The sequence below is a fragment of the Brevibacillus borstelensis genome (genome assembly GCF_036700025.1).
Taxonomy (GTDB): Bacteria; Bacillota; Bacilli; order Brevibacillales; family Brevibacillaceae; genus Brevibacillus; species Brevibacillus borstelensis.
Genome location: NZ_CP144922.1, coordinates 2,647,745 through 2,664,093 on the forward strand (window position 1 = coordinate 2,647,745; position 16,349 = coordinate 2,664,093).

Genomic DNA, 16,349 nt, shown 5'->3' on the forward strand with positions numbered 1-16,349 from the left:
GCTGCCAAAGCTGCCCATTTAATTTTGATGGCGGCAGGAAATAATACATACAGGTAGAAAATGATTGTGTATCGTGCACAATGAGGTAAAGGAGGACTGCTAGCAACATGGAGCAACAATTCCGTACATACGAGTTTGAACTGGCAGGCCGCAAACTGACGCTGGAATTTGGCAAAATGGCAAAGCAGGCGCAAGGTTCGGTCTTGGTTCGATACGGCGATACGGCTATTCTTTCTGCCGTTACGGTTTCCAAAGAGCCGAAGCCGCTTGACTTCTTTCCATTGACTGTCAACTATGAGGAGCGTCTATACGCTGTCGGAAAAATCCCCGGAGGGTTTATTAAACGGGAAGGACGCCCGAGCGAGAAGGCTATTTTGGCCAGCCGTCTGATCGACCGTCCGATCCGTCCGCTGTTCCCTGAAGGATTCCGCAACGACGTCCAAGTGGTAAACACCGTACTGTCGGTGGATCAGGACTGCTCTCCTGAGATCGCAGCCATGATCGGAACGTCTGCCGCCCTCTGCGTTTCCGAGATTCCTTTCAACGGGCCGATTGCCGGCGTGATCGTAGGGCGTGTAGATGGAAAGCTCGTCGTTAACCCTACTGTTGAACAGATGGAGAAGAGCGACATTCACCTGGTGGTAGCAGGAACGTATGATGCGATCAACATGGTGGAAGCAGGAGCAGATCAGGTTCCTGAATCAGTCATGCTGGAAGCGATCATGACCGGTCACGATATGATCCGGAAGCTGGTAGAGTTCCAGAACAAGATCGTAGCTGAGATCGGCAAGGAAAAAATGGTTGTGGTGCTTCATGAGGTAGACCCGCAGGTCAATCAGGCTGTTCGGGAATACGCTGAAGCGCGTCTGAAAGAAGCGATTCGCATTGAAGAGAAACAGGCTCGTTACGACGCCATCGATGCGATCAAAGCGGAGACCAAGCAGCATTTCGCCGAAGCAAATCCGGAGACTTATGCGGAGCAAGAGCGGGCTATCGACGAGGTTCTCTACAACATCGTCAAGGAAGAGGTACGCCGCTTGATCACCGAAGAAAAAATTCGCCCCGATGGACGAGCTCTGAACGAAATTCGTCCGCTGTCCAGCGAGACGAACATCTTGCCGCGTACACACGGTTCCGGACTGTTTACGCGCGGTCAAACCCAGGCTCTCAGTGTCTGCACCCTCGGCGCGTTGGGCGACGTGCAAATCCTGGATGGCCTTGGGCTGGAAGAGTCTAAACGCTTTATGCATCACTACAATTTCCCGCCGTACAGCGTAGGGGAAGCACGTCCGCTTCGTCCTCCAGGCCGCCGCGAGATTGGTCACGGTGCGTTGGGTGAACGCGCAATTGAGCCGATCATCCCATCCGAAACCGAGTTCCCGTATACAATCCGACTTGTATCGGAAGTAATTGAATCGAACGGTTCCACCTCGCAGGCCTCGATTTGCGCCAGCGTACTTGCTTTAATGGATGCCGGTGTGCCGATCAAGGCACCTGTAGCCGGAATTGCCATGGGTCTGATCATGGGCGAAGACGGAAAAACCTTCTCTATTCTGACAGACATCCAAGGGATGGAAGACCATCTGGGCGATATGGATTTCAAAGTCGCAGGTACCGAAACAGGGGTTACTGCGATTCAGATGGACATCAAGATCGCCGGCATCAACCGTGAAATTCTGGAGCAAGCGCTGGAACAGGCAAGAGAAGGCCGTTTGACCATTCTCAAGCATATGCTCAGCACGATTTCCGAGCCGCGCAAGACGCTGTCTCCCTATGCGCCTAAGATTCTCACGATGCAAATCAATCCGGACAAGATCCGCGATGTCATCGGACCTCAAGGCCGTATCATCAACAAGATCATCGATGAGACCGGGGTCAAAATCGATATTGAACAGGATGGCCGCATCTTTATTGCATCGGTGGACCACGACGCAAACCTGCGGGCAAAACAGATCATCGAAGATCTCGTGCGCGAGGTAGCCCTCGGACAAACATACCTGGGAACTGTGAAGCGCGTGGAAAAATACGGTGCATTCATCGAGCTGTTCGCTGGAAAAGAAGGGCTCTGCCACATTTCCCAGCTGGCTGAAGAGCGCGTAGCGAAGACAGAAGATGTCGTATCCGTTGGCGATAAAGTGATGGTAAAGGTCACCGAGATCGACGACCAAGGCCGTATCAACCTGTCCCGCAAAGCTGTTCTGAAAGAGCAAGCGGCGCAAAACGCACCAGTACAAGCAGAATAACGGGTTAACCGTTTCCCAGAAAAACGTCATGACGTTTTTCGCAGACAAAGGCTTCGTCACTCGAAGGACTCTTCGCGTACGGAAGCTTTTTCTTTTTCCTTCTATCTTCCCGGCTCTCCTCATACATTGGACAAAGAAGGACTTGTACGTGTGAAAGCCGGGAGGGGCATGTGGATGAACAAAGCAGTGACATTTCGGATCCTGTTTACGGTAGGCTGCGCCGTATTGCTCGCACTGACCCTGAATTACAGACCGATCGATCGCTATATAGAAACGGTAAAAATCAAATCGATAACGGCCGACAAGCCGATTGCGGGTGGGCAGGAGGATGAGCTTCGGAAGAAAATCGACGAGTGGAAGCAGGGGAGGGAGGAGGCGCCGATCAATGCGAAGGTCGACCGGGTGTGGCGTGCCATTCCGGGATATAACGGATTGGCTGTGAACGTGGAAGCCTCCCTCGAAAAGCTGAAGAACGCGCAGACAGCAGGCCCCGGAGCGCTTGTCTTCGAAGAAATCCCTCCCGCCATCTCGCTGGAACAGCTGGGAGCCCATCCGATTTATCGCGGAAATCCGCAAAAACCCGCTGTTTCTTTTATGATCAATGTTGCTTGGGGCAATGAATATTTGGATACGATTTTGGATACGTTGGACAAACACGGCGTGAAAACGACTTTTTTCCTGGATGGCTCCTGGGTGAAGCGGTACCCGGAGCTGGCCAAAAAAATTGCAGAGCGCGGCCACGAGATCGGTAACCACGCCTATTCTCATCCGGATATGGCAAAAATCGGCGTGGAGCGGATGAGGCAGGAAATCTCAAAAACCCAGGAAGTGATTCAAAAGACGCTGGGAATAAAACCGGTCTTGTTTGCACCTCCTTCCGGTTCCTTTAATCAATCGGTGGTCAACATTGCTCACAACGAGTTTCAGATGAAGACCATTTTGTGGACGGCAGATACGGTCGATTGGAGGAAGCCGCCAGTGGGCGAGATGGTCAGTCGCATCGAGGCCAAGCTGGGCAACGGTGTTCTGATTCTGATGCACCCAACGGCACCTACAGCTGCAGGATTGGATAAAATGATCCAGGACGCCAAGAAAAAAGGCCTGATGCCGATGCCGGTTTCAGAAGTAATTTCCAGTAAGCGGCTGCGATGACACCCCCTTTATTGTGAGAATAGGCGAATTTTGTTATAGTAAAACTTGTTTGCAAGCAATCAAACGAGCAAAGGATGGAATAGCAACCGAGGAGGGTTTATGTGATACAACGATATACATGTGAGAACGGGCTCCGCATCATTACGGAGAAAATCCCATCCGTACGTTCAGTGGCTTTGGGTGTATGGGTCGGAACCGGTTCCAAGTTTGAGACGGAACGGGATAACGGAATCTCGCATTTTCTTGAACATATGTTCTTCAAAGGAACGACGAACCGTTCAGCAAAGGAAATTGCGGAAACGTTTGATGAAATCGGAGGGAATGTAAACGCCTTCACCTCCAAGGAGTACACGTGTTACTATGCGCGCATCCTCGATCAGCATGCGCCGATCGCCCTGGATGTATTGACGGATATGTATTTTAACTCCGTATTTGATCCAGAAGAGCTGGAGAAGGAAAAAAATGTGGTCATCGAGGAAATCAGCATGTACGAGGATACTCCAGACGACCTGGTCCACGATTTGATTGCAAGGGCAAGCTACGGGGACCATTCGCTAGGATATTCGATTCTCGGGACGGAAGATGTGCTGCGCTCTTTGAAAAGAGAGAATTTGCTCGATTACATTGATGGTCATTACCTCCCTTCCAATACCGTCGTGACGGTGGCCGGAAATTTTGACGAAGCATTGATTGAGGATATCAAGCGCAGATTTTCTTCCCTGCAGCGAAATGCAAGGATGAAAGAGGTACGGACGCCGGAGTTCCAGGGACGCTCGATTGCCCACCATAAAGCAACGGAACAGGCACATTTGTGCATTTCCCTGCCAGGCTTTCAGGTAGGCCATGAGGATACCTATTCACTGATCTTGTTGAATAACGTGCTCGGCGGCAGCATGAGCTCCAGGCTGTTTCAAGAAATTCGTGAGGAACGCGGCCTGGCTTACTCGGTGTACTCGTATCATTCATCTTTCAAAGAGGCAGGTACATTCACCATTTATACGGGAACCGCACCGGAGCAGGTTGGGCAGGTTTTCGATATTGTCGCCAATGTGCTTCGCGATGTTACCGAACATGGAATTACCGAGAAAGAACTGAAAAAGGGCAAGGAGCAGTTGAAGGGCAGCTTGATGCTCAGCCTGGAAAGCACAAACAGCCGGATGAGCCGCCTCGGCAAAAACGAATTGCTGCTCGGGCGTCATCTCAGTCTGGATGAGATTGTCGCGAAGATCGACCGTGTTTCGCATGAGTCCGTCCTTTCAGTCGCTAGACAGCTGTTCCGCTCCAAGCTGGCCATGGCCATGGTAAGTCCATTGGACGGTTTCCCCGACAACGTTAGAAGCGATATTCTCCTGTGAAAAAATCCGGCATAGACCGGATTTTTTTTCGTATAAAAGTAGAAACGAATAACCTTGACGAGCCCCGGAATGGCGGGTCCGTAAAGGAAGCGGCCACTTCATAGAACTGGCTTGAGAGGCGGTTCAAAATAAGGGGGATGGAGTGCATGCGTTTAAGCGAGATGAGCGGCAAGGAAATCATCGGGTTGGACAATGGGGAGCGATTGGGCGTGATCGGCGACTCTGACCTGGAGATCAATACCGAGACAGGAAGCATCCACGCGATTATCGTACCGGGTGGAAGCTTTTTTGGTTTCGGAAAGAAGCGCGACGACATGGTCATTCCCTGGGACGCCATCGTCAAAATCGGGCCGGATATGGTGATTATTCAGGTAAATAAAAATCAGTCACAAGCTTTGGAAAAATAGGCGCTTTAGTCACCGAACCGGATACGGCCGAATAGGATGGGGTAGACGTAACGCTTTCCGTTATCTTTTTCACACGGAAAAACCTTTGCGTTTCGATCGTTTAATGCAGTAAAATGTGTGGAAAGGGGAACGCAGCATGCTAACGGGCAAACACGTTGCCTTTATCGGCGGCGACGCACGCCAGTTGGAAGTGATCAAGCGTTGCATTCAACTGGATGCCAGTGTCACGCTGATTGGCTTTGACAACCTGGAAAGCATCTTCACCGGGGCAACCAAAAGACCATTAACATGCGATGTGTTGAAAGACGTTGACGCCTTGATTCTTCCCATCGTCGGGTCGGATGACAACGGCTATGTGGAAAGCATATTCTGCTCTAAGCCGCTGCAGCTATTGGATGAGCATGTAGCGAGTCTTCAAAAGCACTGCATTGTCTACACGGGTATGGCAAAGACATATTTGAAGCAACTGCTTGCCGCCCAGCAAATTGAGCTGGTGGAACTTCTGGATCGTGATGATGTGGCCATTTACAATTCGATCCCGACCGTAGAGGGAGCCTTGATGATGGCCATCCAGCATACAGACATCACGATACACGGTTCGCAGTCCATCGTGCTTGGTTTGGGACGGACAGGCATGTCCATGGCGCGTGCGCTGCATTCGCTGGGAGCCAGAGTTCGTGTAGGGGCAAGACGTCAGGAACACATAGCACGTATTTTTGAAATGGGGCTGACGCCCTTTCATATGAGCGAATTGAAACAGCAGGTGAACAATGCCGATTTTATTTTCAATACGATCCCGAAGCTTGTACTGACAGCGGAAATCATCGCCCAAATGCCGCAAACGGCATTTATTCTTGACCTCGCTTCCAAACCGGGGGGGACTGATTTTCGCTATGCCGAAAGACGGGGAATCAAGGCTTTGCTTGCACCCGGATTACCCGGTATCGTCGCACCCAAAACAGCCGGACAGATTTTAGCCCAAACCTTGTCGCGTCTTATCGGGGAGCAAACGATCACCAGGGGGAATCAGCATGGGTAAACTTCAGGGAAAGACGATCGGTTTTGGACTGTCTGGCTCACACTGCACGTTTGAGGAAACCATGCCGCAAATCAAGCGGCTTGTGGACGCGGGCGCCCGTGTCGTTCCCATTGTTACGAATACGCTCCTTACCACTGACACCCGTTTCGGCACATCCGAGAGCTGGCAAAAGCAGCTTGTGGACATAACCGGGGAAAAGCTGATCACAACGATCCCGGAGGCGGAGCCGCTCGGTCCATCCAAGCTGCTGGATGTAATGGTGATTGCTCCATGCACGGGCAACACGACCAGCCGCCTGGCAAATGCCATCACGGACAGCCCCGTGCTTATGGCAGCCAAGGCTACGATGCGAAACTTGCGGCCAGTTGTAATAGCGATCTCGACCAATGACGGATTGGGTTTGAACGCAGCCAATATTGCAAAGCTTCTGGCGGCGAAAAACGTCTATTTTGTGCCTTTCGGACAGGATGCTCCTGACAAAAAACCTACCTCGCTGGTAGCTCGTATGGAACTTATTTTGGAAACGTGTGAGGCTGCGTTAGAAGGCCGACAATTGCAACCCTTGTTGATAGAAAGATACCAATACTAAAACCAGTACTGTTTGAGCGCGATTAGGAGGAGAGTAGAAGATGGCGAACCAACTGACCTACAACGTTGCTGTGGTCGGTGCAACCGGCGCAGTCGGGCAGCAGATGATCAAAATTTTAGAAGAGCGGAATTTCCCAATTAAGCAGTTGAAGCTGCTTGCTTCCAGCCGTTCGGCAGGCAAAACGGTCATGTTCAAGGGACAAGAGATCGTTCTGGAAGAAGCGACACCGGACAGCTTTGCTGGAGTTGATTATGCCCTGTTCAGCGCAGGCGGAGCGATCAGCAAGGAGCTGGCTCCTCACGCTGTGCGCCACGGCGCAGTCGTAATCGACAACACAAGCGCTTACCGGATGGACCCGGAAGTCCCGCTGGTCGTTCCGGAAGTGAACATGGATGCCGCTCTTGCCCACAAGGGGATCATTGCCAACCCGAATTGCTCGACAATTCAAATGGTAGCCGCTTTGAAACCCCTTTATGATCGCTATGGAATAGATCGGATCATCGTCTCTACTTATCAGGCAGTCTCCGGAGCGGGCGCGTCTGCCATTCAAGAGCTGTTGACGCAGTCCCGTGACGTTTTGGATGGCAAAGAACCGGAGTGCAAGGTGCTTCCGGTAGGGAAACTGCCTGTTCATCATCAGATCGCGTTCAACGCTATTCCGCAAATCGACGTGTTTACGGAAAACGGATTTACGTATGAAGAAATGAAAATGGTGAACGAGACAAAGAAAATCTTCGGGGACGACAATGTGCTCGTATCTGCTACCTGCGTTCGCATCCCGGTTGTATATGGACACAGCGAAGCTGTCTATGTAGAGCTGAAAGAGGATTACGATCTGGCAGAAGTAAAATCGCTGCTGGAAAAAGCTCCCGGCGTCGTATTGACCGATGTACCGGAAGAGCAGCGCTATCCTTTGGCTACGGATGCGGCAGGCAAACTGGATGTGTTTGTAGGACGCGTACGCCGCGACCTTCATCATCCAAGAGGACTGCACATGTGGATTGTGTCCGACAACCTGCTCAAGGGTGCTGCTTGGAATACAGTACAAATCGCTGAAGAACTCATCAAAGCACGAGCATAGGGGAGAGGTTTGTGAAAATTCTCGTCCAGAAATTCGGTGGATCTTCACTGACAACAGAAGATTGCCGGATCAGGGCTATTACGCATATAAAAAGAGCAATCGACGAAGGCTATGCCCTCGTCGTTGTCGTGTCAGCGATGGGGCGCAAGGGCGATCCCTACGCGACTGACACATTGCTGCAGCTCATTCGCAGCAACGGGAACGGTTTGCCCAAAAGAGAGACGGATCTGTTGATGCACACGGGTGAAATCATCTCGGCAACGGTCATGTGCAGCATGCTGAATGCCGAGGGAATACACGCGACGATTTTGACAGGCGGGCAGGCGAATATTGTCACCAGCGATGATTTTACTAATGCGCAGATCGAGACGATTGAACCAAAGCGAATCTTGCAGGAGCTGGAAGCCGGGAAAGTGGTTATCGTTCCCGGTTTTCAGGGACGGACGCCGGATTGGGAAATTACGACGCTCGGCCGAGGAGGAAGCGACACGACGGCAACAGCTCTAGGCGTCGCGCTCCATGCCGAAATGGTAGACATTTTCACTGATGTGAACGGAATCATGACGGCTGATCCACGGATTGTGGATGAGGCCCAGCCGCTGGCGACGGTTACGTATTCGGAAATCTGCAACATGGCACATCTGGGGGCGAAGGTTATCCATCCGCGTGCTGTCGAGATTGCCATGCAGGCAAATGTCCCCATTCGTGTCCGATCCACTTTTTCGGATGATCCAGGTACACTGGTTACCAACCTTTTGGAGATTGGTCGAATGGGGTACACTGTACATGATCGGCTGGTCATGGGGATCGCGCATGTCCCGAATATTACGCAAATCAAAGTCGCCAACAAGGATGGCCGTTACGATACGCAGCTGCAGGTATTCAAGGCGATGGCCAAGAATGACATCAGTGTCGACTTCATCAACGTGAATCCGTTGGGTGTCGCGTATACGGTCCATGATGAAATGGGAGAAAAGGCTTCCCGCATCTTGACGGATATGGGATACGAGCCTCAGTTATTGCCGCATTGCGCAAAGGTCTCTGTAATCGGTGCGGGGATGACGGGCGTTCCCGGTGTCATGGCTCAGATTGTGGAAGCTTTGACGCACGAGGACATTCCCATTCTGCAGTCTGCTGACTCCCATACGACCATTTGGGTTCTGGTGCACGAGGAAGACATGGTACGGGCCGTTCGCGCCCTGCATCATCAATTCCAACTGCATACCGGACACTTATAGCAGCTATGACATTATACATGTGAGAATAGACAGAGGAGTTGGGGGCAGTGGCACGTTTTGGCCGATTGGTTACCGCGATGGTAACTCCTTTCAATCAACAACTGGAAATCGATTATGAACAAACCGAGCGTCTTATTGATCATTTGCTGGCCACCGGGACGGATGCGGTAGTAGTAAGCGGGACAACGGGCGAGTCGCCGACGCTGTCCGCCAGGGAAAAGCTGGATTTGTTCAAGCATGTCGTGTCCTATGCAAAAGGGAAATGCCATATTATTGCCGGTACAGGCAGCAACAATACGGCGGCGAGCATCGAGTTTACGAAAGAGGTTGAAAAGATCGGCGTTGACGCAGTCATGCTCGTCACTCCGTATTACAGCCGTCCTTCCCAGGAAGGAATATATCAGCACTTCAAGGCTCTTGCCGAGTCTACCAAGCTGCCAGTCATGCTGTACAATGTTCCCGGCCGTACGAGTGTAAACATGACAGCAGAGACTACTCTCCGGCTCGCGCAATTGCCCAATGTGGTTTGCGTGAAAGAAGCATCCGGCAACCTGTCTCAAATGGCATCCATCATTGAGCATGCGCCGGAAGGGTTTGAGCTGTACAGCGGGGATGACGGGTTGACACTTCCGGTACTGTCTATCGGGGGCGTAGGCATCGTCAGCGTGGCCAGCCACGTGGTAGGTGCACAAATGTCCGAGATGATGTCCGCGTTTTTCCGTGGAGAGCATGCACAGGCAGCGGCTATTCATCGCAAACTCCTGCCTGTATTTGAAGGCTTGTTTGCCTATCCCAGCCCAGGACCGGTCAAAGCGGCCCTGGAGAAGCTCGGAGTACAGACCGGTGGCGTTCGGTTGCCATTGGTCGATTTGACCGAAGAAGAAAAAGCGTTTGTCCATTCGCTGTTGGGATAAACAGCGAACCAAAAACGGGAGCCGCTCCAAGGCTCCCGTTTTGCTGTTTCGCTTCTGTTCTCAGACCAGCAAGGGACTGAACATCCAGTGAAGGAAAAGAACCAGCACTCCCAGACTGATGTTGATCCAGCCGAGGAGCTTTGCGGCTCGTCGTTCTCTCTTCATGTTTGCCGCCCGGTAAGTCTCGGAGTCGATCAGAAGGACGAATATGCCGGTAGCTATCGTCAGAAACACTACATAGTAGATGTACCCGAGATGCAGGGAGAAACTCATGTATTGACCTCCTAACCCAGCCTCATTCCGACGCGGCGTATTGTGGTCGTAAAGTTGATCTCCACATCCAACTCCTTAAATTTCTTCCGCCAGTTTTCTTTCGTTTTGATGTGGGTATTCCAGTAATCGGGGAGCTTGGCCCGAACGTGCTCTCCAAAGCCGAATATATCTGATCCGTTCTTTTGGGTCATGGCAAGAATATTTTTAATGGTGTTTTTGCCACGGTCCGATACTTCGGCAGAGATGTCTTTTAACAGGCCTGGCTGATTCAAAGACCGGGTATTTTTTGTCTTTTCAACGATATCAGCTTCCACGTGGATAAAGAGCTTGATCTTTGGCTGTCCATGATCCAGTACGGCGTCAATTTGCGCGTCGCGAGAGCGGGAGCGGACCAATACGCTTCCCGGTTGGCCGGGGACAGGAGTAAAAGCGGAATAGCCTCCTTGTTTGATTCCCATCACTGCCATATAAAACCCAATTTCTAAAGGCTGGAGAACCCCGACCATCCGATCTCCTTGAAAATATGCCATCCCCGAGATTTCGGTGTTTTCATGCCGTTTTACTTCAACGACTGGCAAAAACGGTTCTTGGCCCAATTTGGAAGAGGCGCTCCAAAATAGGCCGAGGAACGCTCGTGGAAACTTGCCCAGAGAAACGGCGTTTTCCATCATGGCCGAAAGATAGAGCGTAGGGATGCGTTCCAGTTGCGGTGAGCTCTCCATGACCTTTGAGGCTCTGCCATTGGAGATGATCATCCATGCAGTACGGCGTACTTCAGGATTTCGGCGCAAATAATCGTTAAGATCGCCAAGACCTTTGCGGGCAACTTCATTGCTGACGATAATGACTCGCAAATGACCGAAAAAAAGTCGATCCGCAATTTCTTGCTGGAGGTTCAGGATCGCGTCATCCAATGTATGACCGACGGTGCTGACGAGCCAGACCGGCTTTTGCGAACCGTTGCTTCCGCTTTCCGGCCCGAGAGGAATTCTTCCCGGTACAGCAATTTGTGCCGTAATCTGGATCAGCTTTTTGTTCGGCTCCGGGAAGATACCGGTCATATGGTTTACTTCGGATTCATGCATCTGTTGGTTATCTTCGGATACGTCAATGGCGATTCCGAGAATGTTGGCTCTCGTCTCGATCTCGGTTCTGTCCCAACATCCTGTCAGAAAAGGCAGGAGCAGAGCGAGTATCAAAACGATATTAAGGTGTTTTTTGTGCGTGTTCCCGATCATGTTGATCCTCCCTTTTCTTGCGTAAAATGGCGATAATCAACAGGACTGCGGGGTAACCGATGGTGATGATGAGTCCGTACAGACCGATAGTAAGGATAAATCGGTACGTATCCATAACATTTTGCGGCACCATGGCCAGCACGAAGACGATCGGCAACAGAAACAGCGAAAACATCTTGTGATCTCTGAGGCGAAGCAGATTGCTCAGCGAATGGATCGTAAAGTAGTAGGTGGAAAACAGGGTCGTAAATACAGCCGTTACCCAAACAGCCAGAAACAAAATATCCAACCGCTCCAGGACATTGGCCGGGAGTGAGGTCATTCGGGCCAGTTCAAGGGTGGGCCAAATGAGCATCTTTGTCTCCTCGGCTCCAAAGATCGCCACGCTGGCAATCACGATCAACAGGTAGAGACCGCCTGAGACGATAATCGCCAGCACACAGGCGATCGATGTTCTCGCCGGATGTCGCATGGACGGAATGATCATGGTGACGATAAATGAACCTTGAAACAGAGTTGCAATGGTCAAGCTGCCGTAAAACCAGTGGCCTTTATGAACCGGGGCGATGGGCTGCAAATTAATCAACTCTGCGTTTTGCAGCGACAATGCGACGATTAATAGTCCCGGAGCCAAAATAAAAGGCAGGTAGAAGAGATGGATGTAAGAGAATGTGCTCAGGTCGTTTCGGCAAGAGATCGCCGCTAAGGCAAGCATGACAATGACAGTGACCTCCAATGGAGTATTTCTGAGCACAGCAGTGACGACGACTTCTCCGAATTCTCGGGCTGTCAGAGCGGACAGCACGGCAAAAAAGAAGATAATCGCGACACTCCCGACCCTGCCTATCCAGACGCCGAGAATGTCTTCGCTATAGTGAATGATCGATTTGCGGGGAAAGCGTTTCCCCAAAGCCGCCAGGATACCCAAGGAAAAAAGGGCGATCATGGTTCCGATAAAGGTAAGGAGCGGGGCGCCGGTATCTACCGCTTTTACGGCGATGACCGGCAAGGAAAGAACCCCGACTCCGATGATGGTACTGATCAACACTGCTGCTGCCTGTAAAAAGGTGATCTCACGTGGAGTCTCCATCCGAATCCTCCCACCTCCTATTTCCGACAGAAACCGGATCAAGCGTATTATGTGGTCTGGGCTCGATTACCTGGGACTTTGTCTCGATACGATTAGGATCTAGAGGGTGCAAGAGTTCAGGACGCTTGCGGGAAAGCCAAAAGGGACCACGCACTGCCGTATCCTTCATCCCCTGCCATTGGCCAGGCACGAGAGGACTCATGTAAGGTATCCCAAAAGACCGCAGAGAAAGCATGTGGTTTACGATCAGAATCAAGCCAACCATGACCCCATAAAGCCCAAAGATTCCCCCCAGGATAATCAGCGGAAAACGAAGAAGTCGCAGGGCCAGAGCCATGTCATATGCTGGCGTGGCAAACGACCCGATGGTAGTAAGAGCGATAACAACGACGGTAATCGGGCTGGCAAACCCTGCTGATACGGCAGCTTGTCCGATCACAAGCACTCCGACGATCGACAGTGCGCCTCCGACCTGCTGAGGCAGCCTGATCGTCGCTTCCCGCAAAACTTCCATGGAGATTTCCATGATCAGCACTTCTACGAGGGACGGAAAAGGGACCCCTGCGCGACCACCGGCAACAGCAACGGCGAACTCGGTCGGGATCAACTCGGGATTGAAAGAAATAACAGAAACATATAAAGATGGAAAAAATTAAGGAAAACAGAAGGGCTACCAGGCGCGATAGCCGGACAAAGCTGGATAGCACGAACCGTTCGGAATAGTCATCGACAGATTGATAAAATTGGCTGAACACAGCTGGCGCTATCAAGGCAAAAGGGCAGCCGTCGACGAGAATAATCACTCTGCCTTCCAGCAAGTTGGCCACACATTTGTCCGGGCGCTCCGTATTTTGTATTTGCGGGAACGGTGAAAAATGGTGATCTTCGATGAACTGTTCCAAATAGCCGGAATCGATCACGCCGTCGATGTCAATTCGCTGCAGTCTGTCTATCACCTCTTTAGCGAGTGCAGGATTGCACACATCCCGCAGATAACAGACTGCCACTTTCGTCTTTGTCCTTCGACCGATCTGAACGGTTTTGACGAGCAAATCCACGGAAGGAAGCCGGTTTCGCAGGAGGGCAAGATTCACGCCAAGGCTTTCGATAAAGCCTTCCCGGGAACCGCGGATCACTTGCTCCGTTTCGGGCTGACTAATAGCACGGTGCTCGACTTTGCTGGAACCCGAAATGATTGCTCTATCGAATCCGTCGATGATAATCACGACTTGACCGGACAAAACCTGCTCGACCAGGGAGCGAATCTCATGTTGGGTAGATACGTTCCCTCCGATCAGGATGTCATTTGTGATCATGGTGAGCAATTCATTTTTATCAACAATTCCGTTTTCATCCTGCGTACCGTTTTTTTGGAGGAGCGGACGCAGGATGTCTTCTTTCATTTCCCGTTGATTCGTAAGGTGCTCCAAGTAGAGTAGTGCTGCCGGAAAGCGGCCAAACACATCAAACCGACGAATCTTGAAGTCGTCGGTGTCTCCAAATGTCTGCCTCATGTAAGCAAGCGTCTCTTCTAGATTGGCGGTTAACCGCCGATTGTCAGCGAAGGAAGAGCCAGACGTGGCCTTGGGAGAAGAGAGCTTCTGAGTCTCTTTCTTGTACTTTAGCCTCTGCCACACAGACATGCGGGCCACCTCCTTTTCGGCAAGTTACCCTATAGTCTGTCAGATTCCCGCCAATTCATTCTGATAGGTGCTCTTTTTTATTCTGGAAAATGACTTTTCCGGGTGGTTGTTTTTTCTTGTGTTCCACTTTTCGATTCGGGTATAATGAATCTAAGTGATTTGGGGCGGTTAATTTGAGTGTGAAAGACAACTAAATATAGGAGGTTACACGTTTTGGCAAAATCGAATCACTCTGTTCTCATTTTCGCCCTGGGCGGAGTAGGCGAAATTGGGAAAAATATGTACGTAGTCCAATGTGACGATGAAATTGTGGTCATCGACGCCGGATTAAAATTCCCGGAAGAGGAAATGCTGGGAATTGATATGGTAATCCCGGACATTACGTACCTGGAGGAAAATCGCGACAAAGTTCGCGGTATTATTGTTACGCACGGACACGAGGATCACATCGGCGGACTTAGCTATGTGCTAAAACGTTTGAAGGTACCGGTATATGCGACAAAATTGACGCTGGGTCTGATTGAAGCAAAATTAAAAGAAGCGGGTATTCTAAACGATACAAAGCGCATTTTAATTAACAGCGACTCGGAAGTTGATTTCGGGAACATGAAGGCGACGTTTTTCCGCGTCAACCACAGTATCCCGGACAGCGTAGGCGTTTGTCTGGAAACCCCTGAAGGATACGTAGTGCATACGGGGGACTTCAAATTTGATCAGACACCGGTAAACAATCAACAGGCTGATTTGGCCAAGATGGCCATGATCGGTGACCGTGGCGTATTATGTCTGCTGTCGGACAGCACCAATGCCGAGCGGCCCGGTTTTACCGGCTCGGAGCGTTCTGTCGGTGTTGCGATCAAGGATGTGTTCAGCAAAGCGGAAGGACGGATCATCGTTTCCACTTTTGCATCCAACGTTCACCGGATTCAGCAGGTAGTCGATGCTGCGACCGAATATCGTCGCAAGATCGCTGTCGTGGGCAGGAGCATGCAAAACGTCATCCATATCAGTAAGGATCTGGGGTACCTCAACGTGCCTGAAGGTCTGTTCATCGATACGGATGAAGTGAACAAGCTTCCTGCCGAGCAAGTAGTCATTTTATCCACTGGAAGTCAAGGGGAGCCGATGTCCGCGCTCACTCGTATGGCCCGATCCGCCCATCGGAAAATCGATATTCTTCCAGGGGACACAGTAGTAATCGCAGCTACACCTATTCCTGGCAATGAAAAATACGTAGCACGCACCATCGATCAATTGTCCCGGATTGGCGCTGAGGTGATTTACGGCGGGCACGGTCCGAATGGCGCTGTGCACGTTTCCGGTCACGGCAGTCAAGAAGAGCTTCGTCTGATGTTGAATCTCATGAAGCCAAAGTACTTTATCCCGATTCACGGCGAGTTCCGCATGCTGAGAATGCACGCCATGTTGGCAGAACAGGTGGGAGTTCCAAGTGAGAACATTTTCCTGTTGGACAACGGTGACACAGTGGAAATCTCCGGGGGAAAAGCACGGTTTGGGCCAAAGGTCAACGCTGGCAATGTCTTGATTGACGGCCTTGGTGTCGGCGATGTAGGAAATATTGTTCTTCGGGACCGCAAATTACTGTCACAAGATGGAATTCTGGTAGTTGTCGTTACACTCAGCAAACAAAATGGTACGATTTTGTCCGGTCCAGACATCATTTCCCGCGGATTTGTCTATGTTCGGGAATCTGAAGAGCTGTTGGACGAGGCAAATCGCATCGTCACCCAAACACTTGTAAAATGCATGGAAGAAAATGTGAATGAATGGTCTTCTTTGAAAAATAACGTCAAGGAAGCCTTGGGCCGTTTCTTGTACGATCAAACCCGCCGTCGTCCAATGATCTTGCCCATCATCATGGAAGTTTAAAAATGCTTTTTTCTTACAAGCAACATCCGAGCCGAAAATCCTGTTTGCACAAGGGTTTTCGGCTTGTTTTATTTTTCTTGAAAAGCCTCTTTACTGCAGCGAAATTAGTGGCCCTGCACTACTTGCCAAGGCTTTTGCCCTGCTCTCCTTATTTTTATTTTGAAAAAAATGGAATAGCACGGTAAAATGAACCAATC

The 16,349-nt window shown here is 50.9% G+C and carries 13 protein-coding genes and 1 pseudogene; 10 read left to right on the forward strand and 4 right to left on the reverse strand.

Going from position 1 to position 16,349, the window contains the following annotated elements:
* Positions 1-107 precede the first annotated feature (107 nt).
* From pnp to dapA, 9 genes are all read left to right on the forward strand, one after another.
* Positions 108-2,243: a polyribonucleotide nucleotidyltransferase gene (gene pnp / locus V5G20_RS12465; RefSeq protein ID WP_003385833.1), complete on the forward strand. Its 2,136-nt coding sequence runs from the start codon at positions 108-110 to the stop codon at positions 2,241-2,243.
* A gap of 174 nt (positions 2,244-2,417) precedes the next feature.
* Positions 2,418-3,395 (forward strand): polysaccharide deacetylase family protein, encoded by a 978-nt coding sequence (locus V5G20_RS12470; RefSeq protein WP_338463430.1) that lies wholly within the window; start codon positions 2,418-2,420, stop codon positions 3,393-3,395.
* A 101-nt stretch (positions 3,396-3,496) separates the two neighbouring features.
* The gene (locus V5G20_RS12475; protein WP_251255738.1) at positions 3,497-4,750 is read left to right on the forward strand and encodes a M16 family metallopeptidase; all 1,254 of its coding nucleotides are present in this window, start codon (positions 3,497-3,499) and stop codon (positions 4,748-4,750) included.
* 146 nt (positions 4,751-4,896) lie between these two features.
* Positions 4,897-5,157, forward strand: coding sequence for a YlmC/YmxH family sporulation protein (locus V5G20_RS12480; RefSeq protein WP_003385830.1), 261 nt, complete (start codon positions 4,897-4,899; stop codon positions 5,155-5,157).
* A 136-nt stretch (positions 5,158-5,293) separates the two neighbouring features.
* Positions 5,294-6,196, forward strand: coding sequence for a dipicolinate synthase subunit DpsA (gene dpsA, locus V5G20_RS12485; RefSeq protein ID WP_024983827.1), 903 nt, complete (start codon positions 5,294-5,296; stop codon positions 6,194-6,196).
* Positions 6,189-6,785 (forward strand): dipicolinate synthase subunit B, encoded by a 597-nt coding sequence (locus V5G20_RS12490; protein ID WP_003385828.1) that lies wholly within the window; start codon positions 6,189-6,191, stop codon positions 6,783-6,785. Before dpsA ends, V5G20_RS12490 begins: the two co-directional genes overlap by 8 nt.
* A 40-nt stretch (positions 6,786-6,825) precedes the next feature.
* Positions 6,826-7,866 (forward strand): aspartate-semialdehyde dehydrogenase, encoded by a 1,041-nt coding sequence (locus tag V5G20_RS12495; RefSeq protein WP_003385827.1) that lies wholly within the window; start codon positions 6,826-6,828, stop codon positions 7,864-7,866.
* 11 nt (positions 7,867-7,877) lie between these two features.
* Entirely contained in the window at positions 7,878-9,104 is a 1,227-nt protein-coding gene (gene dapG / locus V5G20_RS12500; RefSeq protein WP_003385826.1) for an aspartate kinase, read from the forward strand.
* A 47-nt stretch (positions 9,105-9,151) separates the two neighbouring features.
* A complete protein-coding gene (gene dapA, locus V5G20_RS12505; protein WP_003385825.1) occupies positions 9,152-10,018 on the forward strand; it encodes a 4-hydroxy-tetrahydrodipicolinate synthase in 867 nt (288 codons plus the stop codon).
* Positions 10,019-10,078: 60 nt separating this feature from the next.
* Here dapA and V5G20_RS12510 read toward each other — a convergent pair whose 3' ends face one another.
* The 4 genes and pseudogenes from V5G20_RS12510 to V5G20_RS12525 all read right to left on the reverse strand — a co-directional run bounded on the left by V5G20_RS12510 (position 10,079) and on the right by V5G20_RS12525 (position 14,262).
* Complete coding sequence (locus V5G20_RS12510; protein ID WP_122957631.1) at positions 10,079-10,291, reverse strand: CLC_0170 family protein; 213 nt, start codon at positions 10,289-10,291, stop codon at positions 10,079-10,081.
* A gap of 11 nt (positions 10,292-10,302) precedes the next feature.
* Positions 10,303-11,529: a Ger(x)C family spore germination protein gene (locus tag V5G20_RS12515; RefSeq protein ID WP_003385822.1), complete on the reverse strand. Its 1,227-nt coding sequence runs from the start codon at positions 11,527-11,529 to the stop codon at positions 10,303-10,305.
* The gene (locus tag V5G20_RS12520; RefSeq protein ID WP_338463431.1) at positions 11,498-12,619 is read right to left on the reverse strand and encodes an endospore germination permease; all 1,122 of its coding nucleotides are present in this window, start codon (positions 12,617-12,619) and stop codon (positions 11,498-11,500) included. Before V5G20_RS12520 ends, V5G20_RS12515 begins: the two co-directional genes overlap by 32 nt.
* Positions 12,603-14,262: pseudogene (locus V5G20_RS12525) on the reverse strand (spore germination protein). The gene V5G20_RS12520 and the pseudogene V5G20_RS12525 overlap by 17 nt, the downstream one beginning before the upstream one ends.
* 213 nt (positions 14,263-14,475) lie before the next feature.
* Here V5G20_RS12525 and V5G20_RS12530 point away from each other — a divergent pair.
* Positions 14,476-16,152, forward strand: a complete 1,677-nt coding sequence (locus V5G20_RS12530; RefSeq protein ID WP_024983824.1) for a ribonuclease J — start codon at positions 14,476-14,478, stop codon at positions 16,150-16,152.
* The last annotated feature ends 197 nt before the right edge of the window (positions 16,153-16,349 follow it).

What these genes read in the sequence shown, in the direction of transcription:
- V5G20_RS12490 (WP_003385828.1), top strand. Translation starts at nt 6,189, where the DNA reads ATGGGTAAACTTCAGGGAAAGACGATCGGTTTTGGACTGTCTGGCTCA.
- pnp (WP_003385833.1), top strand. Translation starts at nt 108, where the DNA reads ATGGAGCAACAATTCCGTACATACGAGTTTGAACTGGCAGGCCGCAAA.
- V5G20_RS12470 (WP_338463430.1), top strand. Translation starts at nt 2,418, where the DNA reads ATGAACAAAGCAGTGACATTTCGGATCCTGTTTACGGTAGGCTGCGCC.
- V5G20_RS12520 (WP_338463431.1), bottom strand. Translation starts at nt 12,619, where the DNA reads ATGGAGACTCCACGTGAGATCACCTTTTTACAGGCAGCAGCAGTGTTG.
- dpsA (WP_024983827.1), top strand. Translation starts at nt 5,294, where the DNA reads ATGCTAACGGGCAAACACGTTGCCTTTATCGGCGGCGACGCACGCCAG.
- V5G20_RS12510 (WP_122957631.1), bottom strand. Translation starts at nt 10,291, where the DNA reads ATGAGTTTCTCCCTGCATCTCGGGTACATCTACTATGTAGTGTTTCTG.
- V5G20_RS12480 (WP_003385830.1), top strand. Translation starts at nt 4,897, where the DNA reads ATGCGTTTAAGCGAGATGAGCGGCAAGGAAATCATCGGGTTGGACAAT.
- V5G20_RS12495 (WP_003385827.1), top strand. Translation starts at nt 6,826, where the DNA reads ATGGCGAACCAACTGACCTACAACGTTGCTGTGGTCGGTGCAACCGGC.
- V5G20_RS12515 (WP_003385822.1), bottom strand. Translation starts at nt 11,529, where the DNA reads ATGATCGGGAACACGCACAAAAAACACCTTAATATCGTTTTGATACTC.